We start from the raw sequence: 14,779 nt of genomic DNA on the forward strand, positions 1-14,779 counted from the left end.
CTATGGACAGTGCAAGCACCTCGCTAGGTGAGGCGTCTGCACGGACACAGGCCACTGACCCCGAACGTCGAAAGACGCCCCGGGTCAGGACAGCTCCTCCCGGCTTAAGGGTTGAGCCCAAGTGGCTTCCCGAATGGGACACGCCGTGCAGTGCCAAAGCTCTGACGAGAGGGGTGCGGTCTCCCGACAGTAGTCGGAGCAGCCTCCCTGAGCATGCGGTGAATCCGGCGCGCTGGTGCGCGCCCGCGACCGAGAGGAGGTGAGGGACGAATGAGTTCCGGTGATAGTCCGAGCCGATATCTGACGTCTGTTCCGTCCCCAGCCGAACGGTCGCATACCGCCTCCAGCTGAGCCCCTACCGGCCTCCAGCTGAGCGCGTAGCGCCGTTACGCGACAAGGAGGCCATCATGGTTGCAATCGCTTACACCGACATCACGGCTCCGGCTTCGCCTGCTGTCAGCATGGCCAAGAAGCTGGACCGCCGTCCCGCCGCGCCCGCATCGGACCCGGTGGTCGACGTGACCACTCGGCTGCTCAGCGGTCCGCTGCACCAGATGTACGCATTCCTGTGGCGCGTCGGCGTGCTGACGGTCAACGACTGAGCCGCGCTCACGCGTCGGCCGCGGCGTCAGGCCTCTTCCAGGGCCTCGCCGATCTGTTCGAGCACCTCGCTGCGGTGGTTGCTGGCCAGGATGTGGCCGGCAGCCACCGCCACGGCCACCGGCCAGTCGATGATCTCGAAAGCGGCCAGCAGGGCCAGCCCGCCGTAGTAGGCCAACTGCTCCGGCCGCGGCACAGCCACCTTGCCGATCACCGGCAAGTCGACGGCGAACCCCTCCGCCTCGCGAATACGGGCAACTGCCTCGCTCTGCGATGCGCTGCGCCGCGGCGTGTCCGCCATCATGAACCTCCTGGGGGCGACGTATCGCCGGATGATCGGGCCGCGACCGGCGCGCGGCGGGAGTCAGTGTCCTCATTGTGCACAAGCCGCAGTCGCGGCGCCGCCTGACCGTTGGCCGGTTGCGGGTGGTCGGGCTGCCGCGGTCCGGGAACGATGAACTCCCGGGGCTTGGCGGCGTTGTCCTGCACGCCCGACAGCAGCCGGGGCACCACGGCTGCCCCGAAGGTGGCGACTGTCGCGGTGCCCAGTGCCTGCGACCAGCCCAACGGGCCGATCGGGGTACAGCCCAGCAGCTGACTGATACCCGGGATGGTGATCAGCGTCCCCATCACCCCGAGCGAGCCGACAGCGGTCGCCACCACCAGGGGATCACGCGAGTCCAGCAACGTCTGCCCCAACTGGGTGGCCACCAGCGACACCAGCGCCACCGTGGAAGCCCGCTGCGGACGCCCGGTGACCGAGGCCAGTCCCCACGCGGCCACCGCGGCAGATGCTGTCGTCACGCCGCGCACCGCCACCGTGCGCCACAGCGCGCGCTCGTCGGGGCCGTGTCCGCCGTGGGCGGCCTGTTCGTTGAGCGAGCTGACCGCCAGTGCGGTGGCCGGAAGGGCGTCGGTCAGCATGTTGACCAGCAGCAGCTGGCGGGCGTTGAGCGGTGACCGACCGGTCAACGCACTGCCGATGATCGCGAACGCCACCTCGCCGGCGTTCCCGCCCAGCAGCACCGCCACCGCGGCCTGGACCCGCTGCCACAGCTCGCGGCCCTCGTCCAGCGCGTCCAGCAGGGTGTCAATCCGCTCATCGAGCAGAACCACATCGGCAGCGGTGCTGGCCGACTCGCTGCCGTGCGCCACCACCGCGATCCCGACGGTGGCGGCTCGGATCGCCGCGGCGTCGTTGGCGCCGTCGCCGACCATCGCCGACACCTTGCCGGCGCGCTCCAGCGTCTGGACGATCTGCACCTTGTTCTCCGGAGACATCCGGGCGAACACGACACGCTCGTTGACCGCCTGTTCCTGGCCTTTGCGGGACAGCGCATCCCACTGGGCCCCGCTGATCACCTGATCGTCGGCTACCTCCAGGCCCATTTCCCGGGCGATCGCCGTGGCGGTCAGCGGGTGGTCGCCGGTGATGAGCCGCACCGGGATCTGGCGGCGCCGCAGGTCGGCGAGCAGTTCGGCGGACTCGTCACGCGGGGTGTCGGACAGTCCGAGCAGACCGACGAAGGTCAGTCCGTCGTGGCAGTATTCGGCGATCTCCTCGGGCTCCGGATCCTCGCCCAGCGCCGCACGTTGGGCGGCGGTCAGCTCACGCCGGGCCACCGCGATCACCCGCAGGCCGTCGGCGGCCAGGGCAGCGACCGACTTCTTGATCGCCGGACCGGCCCCGGTGCAGGCCAGCACCACCTCGGGCGCACCCTTGAGGGTCAGTTCGGTTCCCCGCACCGACGCCGAGTACGGGCGCCCGGAACGGAACGGCAGGTGCGAGACGGGCCCCTCGGATGCGCCGATGACGACGCCAGCCTTGGCGGCGCCCTCCACGATGGCGGTGTCGGTGGCGTGCACCTGGCGGGCTCCGTTGGGCACCGGGGCCGCGCTGGCCGCGAACCGCAGCACGTCCTCGTCGCTGAAACCGGACGCGGGGTGTACCTGCGACACCCGCAACCGGTTCCGGCTCAAGGTGCCGGTCTTGTCGAAGCAGACCACGTCCACCCGGCCAAGCGCCTCCACCGAGCGCGGCACACGCACCAGCACCCCGGCTTTGGTCAACCGGCGGGCCGATGCCTGCTGTGACAGGGTGGCCACCAGGGGGAGCCCCTCGGGGATGGCTGCGACGCTGACAGCGATGCCGCTGGCCACCGCCTGACGCAGCCCGATCCGGCGGGCCGTGCCCAGGCCGGTCACCAGGGCGCCGCCGGCCAGGCTGATCCGCCACGCCTTACTGGTGAGCAGGCTCAGCTGATGCTGAAGTCCGACCGCCGACTGTTCGCCGGCCACCAGGTCGGCCGCCCGTCGCCCGTGGGTGTCGCCGCCGACGGCGGTCACCAGCGCCAACGCGGTTCCGGTCACCACGGTGGTCCCGGCGTAGATCATGCATTCGCGTTCGGCCAAATCGGCGCCTGGCGTGGCCTCGACCTGCTTGACCACCGTCAGCGACTCCCCGGTCAGCGAGGATTCGTCGACCTCCAGGTCGATCGCCTCGATCAACCGGCCGTCGGCGGGTACCACCTCGTGGGCGTGCACTTCGATCACGTCGCCCAGACGCAGTTCCTCAGCCGGAATCTCGCAATGGCTGCCGTCGGGCAGCACCTTGCGGGCCGGCGGCACCTGTTCGTTCAGCAGGACGTGGAGCCGGCGCTCGGCGATGAGGCGCTGCGCGGCCGCCAGCATCGCATTGCCGCTCAGGACCGAACCGACCAGAATCGCGTCGACGGGGGAGCCCAGCACCGCGCTGGCCGCGGCCCCCAGCGCCAGCACCGGGGTGATCGGGTCGGACAGCTCGCTGCGCACGGCCTGGGCGAACTGCAGCAGCAACCGGGGTGGCGCGGTCTTCTGCGCCCCGCGGCGTGCCAAGTCCACGGCGGCACGGGCAGCTGCAGCGGCGGGCGGCGCATGGCTTTGTTCCGGCTCCGGTGCCTCCGGCGCAGGCAGCGCCGCCCGGACCTGCTCGACCGACATCGCATGCCATTCGTGCGCCGGCGCCGGCCGCGGCACTGCGGCGTCCACGGCACGCCGCGCCAGCCAGTAACCCGACACTGCGCCCGCGGCCGCGCCGGTGATCACCGGTCCCGGCCCGCTGCCGCGCACGCCGGGCAGCAGCAGCAGTGAGCCCAATGCAGTTGCGCCCGTGGAGATTTCGACTCCACGGTGGCTGGCAGAGCGGGCGGCGGGCAAGGCGTGCAGCACGCGCCAGGCTGCAGCCAGGTCGGTCAGCAACACGTCGGCGCACCATGGCGGCGCGCCCCCGTCCGGCGCCACGCCCAGCGCCACGTCAGCGGCCGCCAGAGCTTCCACGGCCACCGAGGACAGCACCGCGACGTCGTGACCGTCGGCCTGGTAGGCCTCTACCGCGGCCAGCAGTGCCAGGTCTATGGACACCCCGTCCAGAGACCGGATCTCGTCGAAGATCGGCCGCAGCTCGCCGAGCACCTCGGCCTCTACCGAGACCACCTCGACGTCGGCACGGCGGGCCTCGGTCACCAACGCCGATGCCAGCGGCAGCAGCGCGGGCTGGAACGATGCCTCCACGCCGGGGCGTGGGCCGATCGGATGCCATCCGGCCTGGAGTTCGGGGTCGCTCAGCCGTGCCTGCGCCTGTGCCCACACGGCGCGCAGTTCGTCGTCGTCGGCGCCGCGCACGTGCATCACCCGCAGGTCCTCCCCGCAGAGCACCCGGGGGTCGATGATCACAGTGTCGACGCGGTCGAGCTCACGCAGGCTGCCCGGTCGCAGCACCACGGTGTCGTGCCGATCGGCCAGACCTCGGCCCAGGGTCGCGGCGAACGATTCGCGGGCGGTGCGGGTGGCCTTCGGCGCGGTCACCGCCGCGGCCGTTCCGGCCAGATCGGGATTCCTGGTTGCCGCGCCGATCACGCCGGCGCCGAGGACTTGCGCAAAGGCGCTGCGCGTCAGGTGGCGTTCCACCGGCCCCGGGGGCCGCGGCGCCGGGCGCTCAGGGACGTCGATCGCCGGCTGCTCGGCGTGGTCGGCGAGCGCCGGTTCACGGCGGCGCCAGGCCCGTGCCTCAGCGCGTTCCTCCCCGGCGCGCATCGCCTCCACCGACAGGTCGACCGCCAGCGCGGTGGGCGCCTGGTTGAGGGTGTGTACGCCGGCGCTGGCCAGTGCCAGCAGGGCATCGGTCGCCTGTTTGCCGATCCTGTCCTCCAGCACCCGGCGGATCCGAGGCTGGTAGTCGATGACCACCACCCCGGCCTCCAGGCCGAGGGGCAGGCCCGGCAGGCGCAGCAGCTGGCCCACCGTCGCCGCCCCCAGCCCGACGACGTTGGCGCCGACGGTCAGGGCGCGCAGCGCTTGGGTCAATCCGTCGCCGGGCAGGCTGACGGGGGCCTGCCCGCTGGTTTTCGCCGGGCGGAATCGGTGTTCGGTCTCGGCGACCACCTCGCACAGTTCACTCATCGAGACGACGCCGATGCCACCGGATTCGAGCCCGACCACCAGCCGCGACAAGGGCTGGTTCAACCGGACGGAGACGACACCGGGCAGAGCGCGGGCTGCGTCGAGGACGGCTGTCGCCAGTTCGGCCCCGGCCGGACCGTCGAGGCCCCGGATCTCGACCCAGGCCCGGCCCTCGCCGCGGAAGCACCGCCGGGACAGCACCTGGGCGCCCTGGCCGGTCGCCACAGCACCGATGAGGCCGGCGGTCTGAGTCGAGGCGTCGATCAGCGCCGATGTGAGTTGAGCACCGAAGTTTGCTGCACGCAGCGGGAGAGAGCGCCTGTCGGCACGGCCTGAATTCACTCGGACCCGTCTAGTGGCGAGTGCGGTTGCCGGCGGCAGTGCTGCGCGTCTGCCGGGCCGCCGTCTTCTTCGGAGCCGGGCTTCGACGCGACCGCGTGGACGCGCCGGTCGGCTTGGCAGCCGACTTCTCCACCGGCTTGGCCACGGACTTCGCCGCTGGCTTCGCGGCCGGCTTGGCCGCGGGCTTCGCCGCCGACTTCGGCGCTTGCGCCACCTTCAACGACCGTGCCGGCGCGGCGGGAGCCTGCCCGTCATGCGACCGGTTGGTCAGTTGCCTGAGCACCAGCGCGGTGCCGCCCACCGCCACCAGCACCGGCCACTCGACCAGTCCGGCCACACCGAGCGCGCCCAAGGTCAGTCCCGCCGCGGCGGTCGAGTGGCTGCCGGAACGCAGCCCCTGTTGCACACCGCTGGCTGCCCCCTTCACACCGCCGATCGCCCCGTTGATTGCGGCTCCGCCGATCGCTCCGGCAGCCTCAGTGGTCATGGTGACCGCGCGGTTCGCCGCTCCGGCCACCTTTTGTACCGTCCCTGCGACGGCGTTCATGGGAATTCCCTGCCCTTCGAATGAGCAAATTGGTTAATCCGCCTATCCTATGCGCGATTCGGGAATCGGGCCGAAATCCACACGGAATTCATAGAACCGCGCCCGCTCAATCCCGCCGGATGTCCACCAGCACAGGGGCGTGATCGCTCGGTGACTTGCCCTTGCGTTCCTCGCGGACGATCTCGGCGTGCGTGACGCGCGTCGCCAGCGCCGGTGAGCCCAGAATGAAATCGATGCGCATGCCCTGCTTCTTCGGGAACCGCAGCTGGGTGTAATCCCAGTAGGTGTAGACACCGGGTCCGGGCGTGAAGGGCCGCACCACGTCCAGGAACTGCGCGTCGGTGATCGCCTGGAACGCCTTGCGCTCCGGTTCGGAGACGTGTGTCGCTCCCTCGAAGAACTCCATGCTCCAGACGTCGTCGTCCTGCGGCGCGATGTTCCAGTCACCCGCCAGGGCGATCGGCGCCGACGGATCGTCGCGCAGCCAACCCGCCGCGGTGTCCCGCAGTGCGGCAAGCCAATCCAGTTTGTAGGCGTAGTGCGGGTCGGCCAGGGTGCGGCCGTTGGGGACGTAGAGGCTCCACACCCGCACTCCGCCGCAGGTGGCGCCCAACGCCCGCGCCTCCACGGCGGGATCGGCGTCGGCCTTGCCCCACGCCGGCTGGCCGGGAAACCCGATTTCGACGTCGTCCAGACCGACCCGCGAGGCGATCGCCACCCCATTCCACTGGTTGGCGCCGACATGGGCCACCTCGTAGCCCAGTTGGTGGAACGGCAGGGTCGGAAACTGCGCGTCGGTGCACTTGGTCTCCTGCATGGCCAGCACGTCGACCTCAGCGCGGGCCAGCCAGTCGGTCACCCGGTCCACGCGGGTGCGGATGGAATTGACGTTCCAGGTGGCCAGTCGCAGCGCAGTCACGCAGCCACCCTAGAACGCGGGCGCCGGGTCAGGGCCGCGCGGTGCGGGCGTCGATGTAGCGGGTGCGGTGCTGGCCGGCGAACCCCGCCGCCTCGAAGAACGTGAACGCGCGGGTGTCGGAGCTGGGCACCTGGACGTAACCGCGGGTGGCGCCACGTTCGGCCCCCCAGGACCGCAATGCGTCGCAGACTGCGCGGCCGTGGCCCTGCCGGCGCCGGTCCGCGCTCACCCGCAGCGCTGTCAGCCCCAGCCAGCGCGTTCCATCGGGCCCGTCGGTGACCGCGCCCCGCCCAACCGCCACCCCCGGGATCGTGGCGAAGACCACCTCGCCGCCGGCCACCGCGGTCAGCACCTGCAGCGGTGCCGCCGCGTCGTCGGTGCGGTAGACCGCGAGCCAGTCGGTGCCGGGCGCGGCGGCCAACACCACACCGTCCGGGGCCGTCGCGGTCGCGATGTCGCCCACCATGGTGCGGGTCTCATGCCGGGCCGGAAGGTCCGGCGACATCCGGAGCAGCCGCTCCGGCACCGCCAGGTAGGGCGGCAGGCCCCGCTGGGCGTACCAGTCGATGATCGCTGCCGCGGTGTTCAGGTGGGCGAACATGTCGAGTGGCACAGCCGAATTGGCGGCCAGGTCGGCGCCCGGCCCGGCCCGCAGCAGCCAGCCGTCGAGCCATTGGTGTTCGCTGCCCGGCCAGGCCAGCGCGGCGGCGTGCTCGACGGAGCGGATCGCCGAGTTCTTCACCGGCCGGTCGGTCAGCCGCCGCACGTACAACACATCGGCGTGCCGGCAGTCGTGGAGCGCGCCGTCGGCCGAGCGAACCCGCACCAGCGGCCCGGTCTGCTCCAGATGCCCGATCACGTCGCCCATCGGGGGCTGCGAACCGGGTGGCCGCAGATAACGCAGGCTCACCCGCGTTCCGACTTCGGGCAGTTCGGGCGGCGGGCTCATCGCCGGCTCAATCAGTGACCGAACGGATCGGGTACGTCGCCCGGCGTCCACGACAGGCCGGGGACACCCCAGCCGTTGGCCTTGACCGTCCGCTTCGCGCCGCGGGCGTACCGGCCCACCAGCATGTCCAGGTAGAGCAGTCCGTCGAGGTGGCCGGTCTCGTGCTGCAACATCCGGGCGAACAACCCGGTGCCCTCCAGAGTGACCGGGTTGCCGTCACCGTCCAGACCCGTGACTCGCGCCCATTCGGCTCGGCCGGTCGGAAACGATTCGCCGGGAACCGACAGGCAGCCTTCGTCGTCCTCGTCGGGGTCGGGCATGGTCTCGGGCCGCTCCGAGGTCTCCAGCACCGGGTTGATGACCACGCCGCGGCGCCGCGTGGTCGACCGTCGGTCGTCGGCGCAGTCGTAGACGAAGAGCCGCAGGCCCACGCCGATCTGATTGGCCGCCAAGCCCACACCGTTCGCGGCGTCCATGGTCTCGAACATCGTGGTGATCAAGTCGCCCAAGTCGGCCGGCAGCGAGCCGTCGTCGGCGACGGGCACCGGGCTGGTGGGGGTGTGCAGGACGGGATCGCCCACAATGCGGATGGGTAGGACGGCCATGACCGCAAATCTTAGGTGGGCGGTTTAGCGAGGCTCGACGGAGGAGAGGCGAAGCTGGGACCGCCGGGTTGGTGGGCGGTTTAGCGAGGCTCGACGGAGGAGAGGCGAAGCTGGGACCGCCGGGTTGGTGCCGCCGCCGGTCAACTGCAGCGGCCACGGCGACTCGCCAAGCGGGCTCCCCGTTCAACACGGCTTGCCGTGATTCAATATTCGCTCAGGACACGCCGCCGAAAATAAGCGAACGTTGCAGCGAGAGACTTTCCGGAAGGGCCCAGGAAACGATATGGACGGCGCCATGGCGCAGGCGAATCGGTCAGGGGACGATTCGGAACCCACCGACGGTCTGAGCCGTCGCGAACACGACATCCTGGCCTTCGAACGAGACTGGTGGAAGTACGCGGGCGCCAAAGAGGAGGCCATCAAGGAGCGCTTCGCGTTGTCGGCCACGCGCTACTACCAAGTCCTCAACGCGCTTGTCGACCGGCCTGAGGCGCTGGCCGCCGACCCGATGCTGGTCAAACGCCTGCGTCGGCTGCGCTCCAGCCGACAGAAGGCACGTGCCGCGCGCCGCCTCGGTTTCGACATCACCTGATCGCGCGACCACCTTGATTGCTGGGCGTTTATAGGTCATGGCCCGCCTCTGGATACAGTGGGCGCAATGAACGACCACGTTCCCGACTCCTCCCGCCTTCCGCTCCGGGCGATGGTGATGGTGCTGCTGTTCTTGGGCACCGTCTTTTTGCTGGTGGGATTCCAGGCACTCGGATCGTCGGGAACCGACGACGACACCGGCCAGCCGCCGACGGCGCAACCGGTCACCACCGTCTCGGCGCCGGCCAAGCCGGAACATCCCGTCCACAAGGCCGACGTGCGGGTCTTCAACATCTCCGAGCAGCCCGGCCTGGCCGGCCAAACGGCCGAGCGGCTACGCGAAGCCGGCTGGAACGTCACGGAGATCGGCAACCTCGAACTGCCCGAGGTAACGCAGACCACCGTCTACTTCGGCGACGCCGAAGGTGAGCAGGATGCGGCCCATTCGGTGGGCGAGGTGCTGGGAGCCGCTGTTGAGCCACGCATCCCGGACGTGGTGGAGCAGCCACCGGGCGTCATCGTGGTAGTCGCGGGTTAAGCTCCTCGCATGGTCACAGGTCACCGCAGAGCTCTCGCCGCCGTCGTTTTCGCCACCCCGGTTGTACTGCTGGCGGCGTGCAGTCCCCCCAACGAGGTGCCTTCCGACGTGCCCGGCACCACTCCGGCAATCTGGACCGGCTCGGCGGCGCCGTCGACCGAACCGGCAGAGCCGGGTGCCTCGGCCGGCGCGGACAACCTCGTCGCGCACCTGAACACCCCCGATGGCGGCCAGGTCGCCACCGCGACGTTCGAGTTCAGCAAGGCCGGCGGCAAGGAGTTCGCCACCGTGACCGTGCGGACCACCAGCGCCGGGGCGCTGACCCCCGGTTTCCACGGCCTGCACATCCACGCCGTCGGCAAGTGTGAAGCCGAGTCGGTGGCCCCCACCGGCGGGGCGCCGGGCAGCTTCCTGTCGGCCGGCGGGCACTTCCAGGCGCCTGGGCACAACGAGCACCCGCAGAGCGGGGACCTGACCTCGCTGCAGGTGCGCTCCGACGGCAGTGGGCTGTTGGTGACCACCACCGACGCGTTCACCAAGGCCGACCTGCTGGCCGGGGACGGAACCTCGATCATCGTCCACGCCGACGACGACAACTTCGCCAACATCCCCGCGGACCGCTACACGCAGGTCAACGGCACGCCGGGCCCGGACCAGACCACGCTGACCACCGGGGATGCCGGAAAGCGGATTGCGTGTGGTGTCATCGGCGCCGGATAGCCTGCCGGTCAACAGGGCTTCTGCGAGGTCGCAAGCCCGAATTGAGTTTGCCCGCAGCCCCCGGCCCACCATTGGCGTGGAATGGGAATTGGCTCTGGTCGACGCTCAGACCCGCGACCTGAGCAACGAAGCCAGCGCGGTCTTGTCCGAACTCGGCGAGAACCCGCGGGTGCACAAGGAATTGCTGCGCAACACCGTCGAGCTCGTGACGGGCATCTGCGACACCACCGGTGAGGCCATCGAAGATCTGCGCCAGACCCTGGCGACGGCCCGGCCCATCGTGCAGGGCCGGGGGATGGAGCTCTTCGGTGCCGGCACCCATCCGTTCGCCCGATGGTCGGCGCAGAAGCTGACCGATGCGCCGCGCTACGCCGAGCTGATCAAGCGCACCCAGTGGTGGGGCCGGCAGATGCTGATCTGGGGCGTGCACGTCCACGTCGGGATCTCCTCGGCGTACAAGGTGATGCCGATCATCACTTCCTTGTTGCAGCACTATCCGCACCTGCTGGCGTTGTCGGCGTCGTCGCCGTGGTGGGACGGTCACGACACCGGCTACGCCAGCAACCGCGCGATGATGTTTCAGCAGTTGCCCACCGCCGGTCTGCCGTTTCAGTTTCAGACCTGGGCGGAGTTCGAGGGTTTCGTCTACGACCAGAAGAAGACCGGGATCATCGATCACACCAACGAGATCCGCTGGGACATCCGCCCCTCGCCGCATCTGGGCACCATTGAGGTACGCGTGTGCGACGGCGTGTCCAACCTGCGCGAGCTAGGCGCACTGGTGGCGTTGACGCACTGCCTGATCGTCGACCTGGACCGGCGGCTGGAGGCCGACGAAGCCCTGCCCACCATGCCGCCCTGGCATGTGCAGGAGAACAAGTGGCGCGCGGCCCGCTACGGGCTGGACGCGGAGATCATCCTCGATGCCGACAGCAACGAGCGGTTGGTCACCGAGGACCTCGACGAGCTGCTCAACCGATTGGAGCCGGTCGCGGCGCGGCTGCACTGCGCCGATGAGTTGGCCGCTGTCGCCGACATCTACCGCACGGGCGCGTCATATCAGCGGCAGCGCCGGGTCGCCGAGGAGCACGACGGCGATCTGCGGGCCGTGGTCGACGCGCTGGTGGACGAGCTCGACAGCGCGTGATGCAGCTGCCGATGTTCCCGCTGGAATGGGTTTTGCTGCCTGGCGAGGAACTGTCGTTGCGGATCTTCGAGCTGCGCTACACGGCGCTGGTCGGCGACCTGATGCGCAGCGGCGATCCCCGGTTCGGGGTGGTGCTGATCGCCCGTGGCCGTGAGGTGGGCGGAGGCGAGCAGCGCAACGATGTCGGCGCCATGGCCACCATCACGCGATGCACCGAGCTGGGGGCCGGCCGTTATGCGCTGCGCTGCCTGATGGGGGAGCGAATCCGGGTGCGCGACTGGCTTGCCGACAATCCCTACCCCCGCGCCGTGGTCGAGATGTGGCCCGACGAGCGGTCAGAACCGTTGACCGAAGAGCAGTTCCGCGCGCTCGAAGACCGCATCGACGCGCTGCACCTGCGGATGGCCCAGACCGGCCGGTATCCGGTTGGGCCGGCTCGAGGCAGTCTCGCGGACGCGCAGCGCCTGCGATCGCTGAATCCGGAGCAACGGCTGTATTCGCTGGCCTGCCGGGTCCCGATGGGGGAAGCTGACCGCTACGCGGTGCTGGCGGCGCCGGCGCTGCCGGAGCGGGTGGCGGCGCTTTATGAGGCGATTGCGACCGTATCGGCCCGGATCGAGTTCGATACCCCTCGTTGACTCTGCGTCCACCCGGAAAAAGTGCGAGTGAGGTGTCTGGTGGACGCAGAGTCACCGGGGTACTTCAGGCAGCTACCCGCGTCGACAGTGAGGGTCAGTCCGGTGATGTAGCGCGCCTCCTCGGACGCCAGGAACGATGATGTCCGCGCCCTCCTGCGCCAGCCGTTCGGCGTGACTGCGGCCCTGACCGCGCGCCGCACCGGTGATGAAGGCGACCTTGCCGGCCACTCTTGCGCTCATGTTCCGCGCCTCCGCGATATTGGTCGATCGATCAGCAGTAGGCGCAACCGTGACACCGGCGCGGTGGTGTTGTCAATGGTCGGTGCTGCGGCAGCCCTCAGGTGGTGGCCCGCGGCGGTGTCAGCGTGCCCAGCAGACGATCGACCAGCGCGCGCAGTTCGTCATGGCCCCGGGTGACGCCGACGCCGCTTTCATTGCACAAACTTCGGGCGGTCTGGGCGATCAGCATCGAGACCGCGACGGGAGGGTAGAGCTGCAGGTCGACGTCGTTGGCGCGCAACGCCACCGTCACCGCTGCGGTCTCGATGTCACGCACCCTCTCCGCATACGCCTTGAGCTCGGCGCCGATGGCCTTGCGGTGGTTAGCCAGCGCCATGAACTCGGTATTTAAGCTGGTCACGCGATCATCGCTGTTGATCTCCCACAGGGCGCGAAGCGGATCGTCGTGGGTCAGGGCGGCGCGCATCCGCTCCAGGGCGGCGTCTGCTCCGGACCGCAGTACCTCCACGAAAAGGTCGTCCATGGTGGGGAAGTAGTAGTAGACCAGAGCCTGCTTCACCCCGGCCTCGGCCGCGACCCGGCGCGATGTCGCCGCGGCGTAGCCCTCCTCACGCATCAGTCGCGCCGTCGCCTCGATCAGGCGGCGACGGGCGGCGTTGTCGGTCGATTTGGCCTTGCGTGTGGCTGTCATTCACGTCAGCCCGGGATGCGGAATGCTTGACCGTCCGGCGCCGCGCGTGGTAGGCATGACCCATTGTAGCAATTTGATCGGTCGATCAGCACGACGAGAGCGTGGACACGGGCGAAGGGCGGGCGATGACGGATCTCGCAGTGGTCGACTACTTCTCCGACCAGGCCGTCACGCAGGATCCCTACCCCTACTACGAATACCTGCGTGGATGCGGGCCCGTGTTCGCCGAGCCGCATCACGGCGTCGTCGCCGTCACCGGCTACGACGAGGTGCTCGCCGCTTTCAAAGACCACGACTCGTTCTCGGCGGTCAACGCCATCGGCGGGCCGTTCCCCCCGCTGCCGTTCGAGCCCGAGGGCGACGACATCATCGAGCAGATCGAGGCGCACCGCCACGAATTCCCGATCTTCGAGCACCTGGTGGTCATGGATCCGCCCGCCCACACCCGGGCCCGTTCGCTGCTGAGTGGGCTGCTCACCCCGAAACGCCTGCGGGAGAACGAAGAGTTCATCTGGCAACTGACCGACACTCAACTCGGCGAGTTCATCGGCAACGGGCGCTGTGAATTCCTGTTCGACTACGCCAAACCGTATGCCACCCTTGCCATCACCGACCTTCTGGGGGTCCCCGAGGAGGATCGCGCCGAATTCCGCAGTGCGCTGGGCGCGGGATACCGGCCGGGACAGCATGTCGGATCCCTCGACGGAACTCCGGTGGGCCTCAACCCCTTGCAGTACCTCGACGAGAAGTTCAGCGGCTACCTCGCAGAGCGGCGGCGCCGGCCCCGTGGCGACGTGCTGAGCGGTCTGGCGGCCGCCACCTACCCGGACGGCGCCACGCCGGACTTGCTGGAAGTGGTGCGTCCGGCCACGTTCCTCTTCGCGGCCGGCCAGGAGACCGTCACCAAGTTGCTCGGCTCCGCAGTGCAAACCCTGGGTGACCGCCCCGATCTCCAGCAGGCCTTGCGCGCCAATCCCGCCCTGATTCCCGCCTTTATCGAGGAAGCGCTGCGCATCCAGAGCCCCACCAAGATCGACTTCCGGCTGGCCCGCAAGACCACCACTTTGGGCGGGGTGCCGATCAAGGCCGGAACCGTGCTGATGCTCTGCCTGGGCGCGGCGAACCGGGACCCGCGCAAGTTCGACAACCCCGACCAGTTCCGCCTGGACCGTAAGAACGTGCGTGAGCACCTTGCCTTCGGTCGCGGAATCCACACCTGCGCCGGAGCGCCGCTGGCCCGGGTCGAAGGCCGCATCACCATTGCGCGGATGCTGGACCGGATGCGCGACATCAGAATCAGCGAGACCCGGCACGGACCGGCCGACCGGCGGCGCTACTCCTACGAGCCCACCTTTCTGCTGCGCGGACTGGCCGAGTTGCACATCGAGTTCGACCCGGTGTCCTAGTATTCGGCCGCCCGGACTGCCTTGCCGGACGTACGCTCGCGCCATGACCGACATCGCGTTCACCTCGGTCGCACCGGTCATCCCGGTTCGAGACCTCGATGCAGCGCTCGAACGTTACCGCCGGCTGGGCTTCACCGCGCTGTCCTACAGTGGCCCAGCTCGGTACGGATTCGTGGATCGCGGCCGTGTTTCGCTGCACCTATCCGAGTGGGCCGAGCACGACCCGCAGCGCACCGCCGCCAGCGTGTACTTCTACGTCGACGATGCCGATGCGCTCTATGCCCAATGGACATCGTCGGGAGTGCCGGGTCGCTTCACCGAACCCGCCGACACCGACTACCAGCTCCGGGAATTCGCCTATATCGACCCCGAAGGCACCTTGCACCGGGTCGGCTCGCCGCTGTCGTAA

The 14,779-nt window shown here is 69.5% G+C and carries 15 protein-coding genes, 1 pseudogene and 1 riboswitch; of the genes and pseudogenes, 8 read left to right on the forward strand and 8 right to left on the reverse strand.

The features are described from left to right. Positions 1-12 precede the first annotated feature (12 nt). Positions 13-180: riboswitch (M-box (ykoK) riboswitch) on the forward strand. A 227-nt stretch (positions 181-407) separates the two neighbouring features. Continuing rightward, positions 408-602 (forward strand): Rv1535 family protein, encoded by a 195-nt coding sequence (locus tag G6N14_RS19530; protein WP_085136456.1) that lies wholly within the window; start codon positions 408-410, stop codon positions 600-602. A 26-nt stretch (positions 603-628) separates the two neighbouring features. Here the strand turns inward: G6N14_RS19530 and G6N14_RS19535 are convergent, their stop codons facing one another. The 6 genes from G6N14_RS19535 to G6N14_RS19560 form a co-directional block, all read right to left on the reverse strand. Further along, positions 629-904 carry a hypothetical protein gene (locus G6N14_RS19535; RefSeq protein WP_085136457.1) on the reverse strand — a complete coding sequence of 92 codons (276 nt, stop codon included), beginning with the start codon at positions 902-904 and terminating at the stop codon, positions 629-631. Beyond that, complete coding sequence (locus G6N14_RS19540; RefSeq protein ID WP_085136458.1) at positions 901-5,379, reverse strand: cation-translocating P-type ATPase; 4,479 nt, start codon at positions 5,377-5,379, stop codon at positions 901-903. Before G6N14_RS19540 ends, G6N14_RS19535 begins: the two co-directional genes overlap by 4 nt. Before the next feature lie 10 nt (positions 5,380-5,389). Further along, positions 5,390-5,926 (reverse strand): hypothetical protein, encoded by a 537-nt coding sequence (locus tag G6N14_RS20595; protein ID WP_085136459.1) that lies wholly within the window; start codon positions 5,924-5,926, stop codon positions 5,390-5,392. Positions 5,927-6,032: 106 nt separating this feature from the next. Next, the gene (locus G6N14_RS19550) at positions 6,033-6,836 is read right to left on the reverse strand and encodes an exodeoxyribonuclease III (RefSeq protein WP_085136734.1); all 804 of its coding nucleotides are present in this window, start codon (positions 6,834-6,836) and stop codon (positions 6,033-6,035) included. A gap of 37 nt (positions 6,837-6,873) precedes the next feature. Next, positions 6,874-7,794 (reverse strand): N-acetylglutamate synthase, CG3035 family, encoded by a 921-nt coding sequence (locus G6N14_RS19555; RefSeq protein WP_085136460.1) that lies wholly within the window; start codon positions 7,792-7,794, stop codon positions 6,874-6,876. 11 nt (positions 7,795-7,805) lie between these two features. Next, positions 7,806-8,399 (reverse strand): peptide deformylase, encoded by a 594-nt coding sequence (locus G6N14_RS19560; RefSeq protein ID WP_085136461.1) that lies wholly within the window; start codon positions 8,397-8,399, stop codon positions 7,806-7,808. A 283-nt stretch (positions 8,400-8,682) separates the two neighbouring features. On the opposite strand from G6N14_RS19560, the gene G6N14_RS19565 reads away from it, so the two are divergent. From G6N14_RS19565 to G6N14_RS19585, 5 genes are all read left to right on the forward strand, one after another. Then, a complete protein-coding gene (locus G6N14_RS19565) occupies positions 8,683-8,991 on the forward strand; it encodes a nucleoid-associated protein NapA (RefSeq protein WP_019735830.1) in 309 nt (102 codons plus the stop codon). 66 nt (positions 8,992-9,057) lie between these two features. Continuing rightward, positions 9,058-9,528 (forward strand): LytR C-terminal domain-containing protein, encoded by a 471-nt coding sequence (locus G6N14_RS19570; RefSeq protein ID WP_085136462.1) that lies wholly within the window; start codon positions 9,058-9,060, stop codon positions 9,526-9,528. Between the two features lie 9 nt (positions 9,529-9,537). Further along, complete coding sequence (gene sodC, locus G6N14_RS19575; RefSeq protein WP_085136463.1) at positions 9,538-10,248, forward strand: superoxide dismutase[Cu-Zn]; 711 nt, start codon at positions 9,538-9,540, stop codon at positions 10,246-10,248. Continuing rightward, the gene (locus tag G6N14_RS19580; protein ID WP_085136735.1) at positions 10,229-11,395 is read left to right on the forward strand and encodes a glutamate--cysteine ligase; all 1,167 of its coding nucleotides are present in this window, start codon (positions 10,229-10,231) and stop codon (positions 11,393-11,395) included. Before sodC ends, G6N14_RS19580 begins: the two co-directional genes overlap by 20 nt. Continuing rightward, positions 11,395-12,033, forward strand: a complete 639-nt coding sequence (locus G6N14_RS19585; protein ID WP_085136464.1) for an LON peptidase substrate-binding domain-containing protein — start codon at positions 11,395-11,397, stop codon at positions 12,031-12,033. Before G6N14_RS19580 ends, G6N14_RS19585 begins: the two co-directional genes overlap by 1 nt. Before the next feature lie 135 nt (positions 12,034-12,168). Here G6N14_RS19585 and G6N14_RS19590 read toward each other — a convergent pair. Both G6N14_RS19590 and G6N14_RS19595 read right to left on the reverse strand, forming a co-directional pair. Continuing rightward, positions 12,169-12,273, reverse strand: a pseudogene (locus G6N14_RS19590) (SDR family mycofactocin-dependent oxidoreductase); the annotation flags it as partial. A gap of 97 nt (positions 12,274-12,370) precedes the next feature. Beyond that, positions 12,371-12,964, reverse strand: a complete 594-nt coding sequence (locus G6N14_RS19595) for a TetR/AcrR family transcriptional regulator (RefSeq protein ID WP_085136465.1) — start codon at positions 12,962-12,964, stop codon at positions 12,371-12,373. Positions 12,965-13,089: 125 nt separating this feature from the next. Here G6N14_RS19595 and G6N14_RS19600 point away from each other — a divergent pair, with 125 nt between their 5' ends. Both G6N14_RS19600 and G6N14_RS19605 read left to right on the forward strand, forming a co-directional pair. Beyond that, a complete protein-coding gene (locus G6N14_RS19600) occupies positions 13,090-14,370 on the forward strand; it encodes a cytochrome P450 (RefSeq protein ID WP_085136736.1) in 1,281 nt (426 codons plus the stop codon). A gap of 43 nt (positions 14,371-14,413) precedes the next feature. Then, complete coding sequence (locus G6N14_RS19605) at positions 14,414-14,779, forward strand: bleomycin resistance protein (RefSeq protein ID WP_085136466.1); 366 nt, start codon at positions 14,414-14,416, stop codon at positions 14,777-14,779.

The organism is Mycolicibacter hiberniae, from assembly GCF_010729485.1.
Taxonomy (GTDB): Bacteria; Actinomycetota; Actinomycetes; order Mycobacteriales; family Mycobacteriaceae; genus Mycobacterium; species Mycobacterium hiberniae.

What these genes read in the sequence shown, in the direction of transcription:
- G6N14_RS20595 (WP_085136459.1), bottom strand. Translation starts at nt 5,926, where the DNA reads ATGAACGCCGTCGCAGGGACGGTACAAAAGGTGGCCGGAGCGGCGAAC.
- G6N14_RS19565 (WP_019735830.1), top strand. Translation starts at nt 8,683, where the DNA reads ATGGACGGCGCCATGGCGCAGGCGAATCGGTCAGGGGACGATTCGGAA.
- sodC (WP_085136463.1), top strand. Translation starts at nt 9,538, where the DNA reads ATGGTCACAGGTCACCGCAGAGCTCTCGCCGCCGTCGTTTTCGCCACC.
- G6N14_RS19555 (WP_085136460.1), bottom strand. Translation starts at nt 7,794, where the DNA reads ATGAGCCCGCCGCCCGAACTGCCCGAAGTCGGAACGCGGGTGAGCCTG.
- G6N14_RS19570 (WP_085136462.1), top strand. Translation starts at nt 9,058, where the DNA reads ATGAACGACCACGTTCCCGACTCCTCCCGCCTTCCGCTCCGGGCGATG.
- G6N14_RS19600 (WP_085136736.1), top strand. Translation starts at nt 13,090, where the DNA reads ATGACGGATCTCGCAGTGGTCGACTACTTCTCCGACCAGGCCGTCACG.
- G6N14_RS19595 (WP_085136465.1), bottom strand. Translation starts at nt 12,964, where the DNA reads ATGACAGCCACACGCAAGGCCAAATCGACCGACAACGCCGCCCGTCGC.
- G6N14_RS19560 (WP_085136461.1), bottom strand. Translation starts at nt 8,399, where the DNA reads ATGGCCGTCCTACCCATCCGCATTGTGGGCGATCCCGTCCTGCACACC.
- G6N14_RS19605 (WP_085136466.1), top strand. Translation starts at nt 14,414, where the DNA reads ATGACCGACATCGCGTTCACCTCGGTCGCACCGGTCATCCCGGTTCGA.
- G6N14_RS19585 (WP_085136464.1), top strand. Translation starts at nt 11,395, where the DNA reads ATGCAGCTGCCGATGTTCCCGCTGGAATGGGTTTTGCTGCCTGGCGAG.
- G6N14_RS19530 (WP_085136456.1), top strand. Translation starts at nt 408, where the DNA reads ATGGTTGCAATCGCTTACACCGACATCACGGCTCCGGCTTCGCCTGCT.
- G6N14_RS19535 (WP_085136457.1), bottom strand. Translation starts at nt 904, where the DNA reads ATGATGGCGGACACGCCGCGGCGCAGCGCATCGCAGAGCGAGGCAGTT.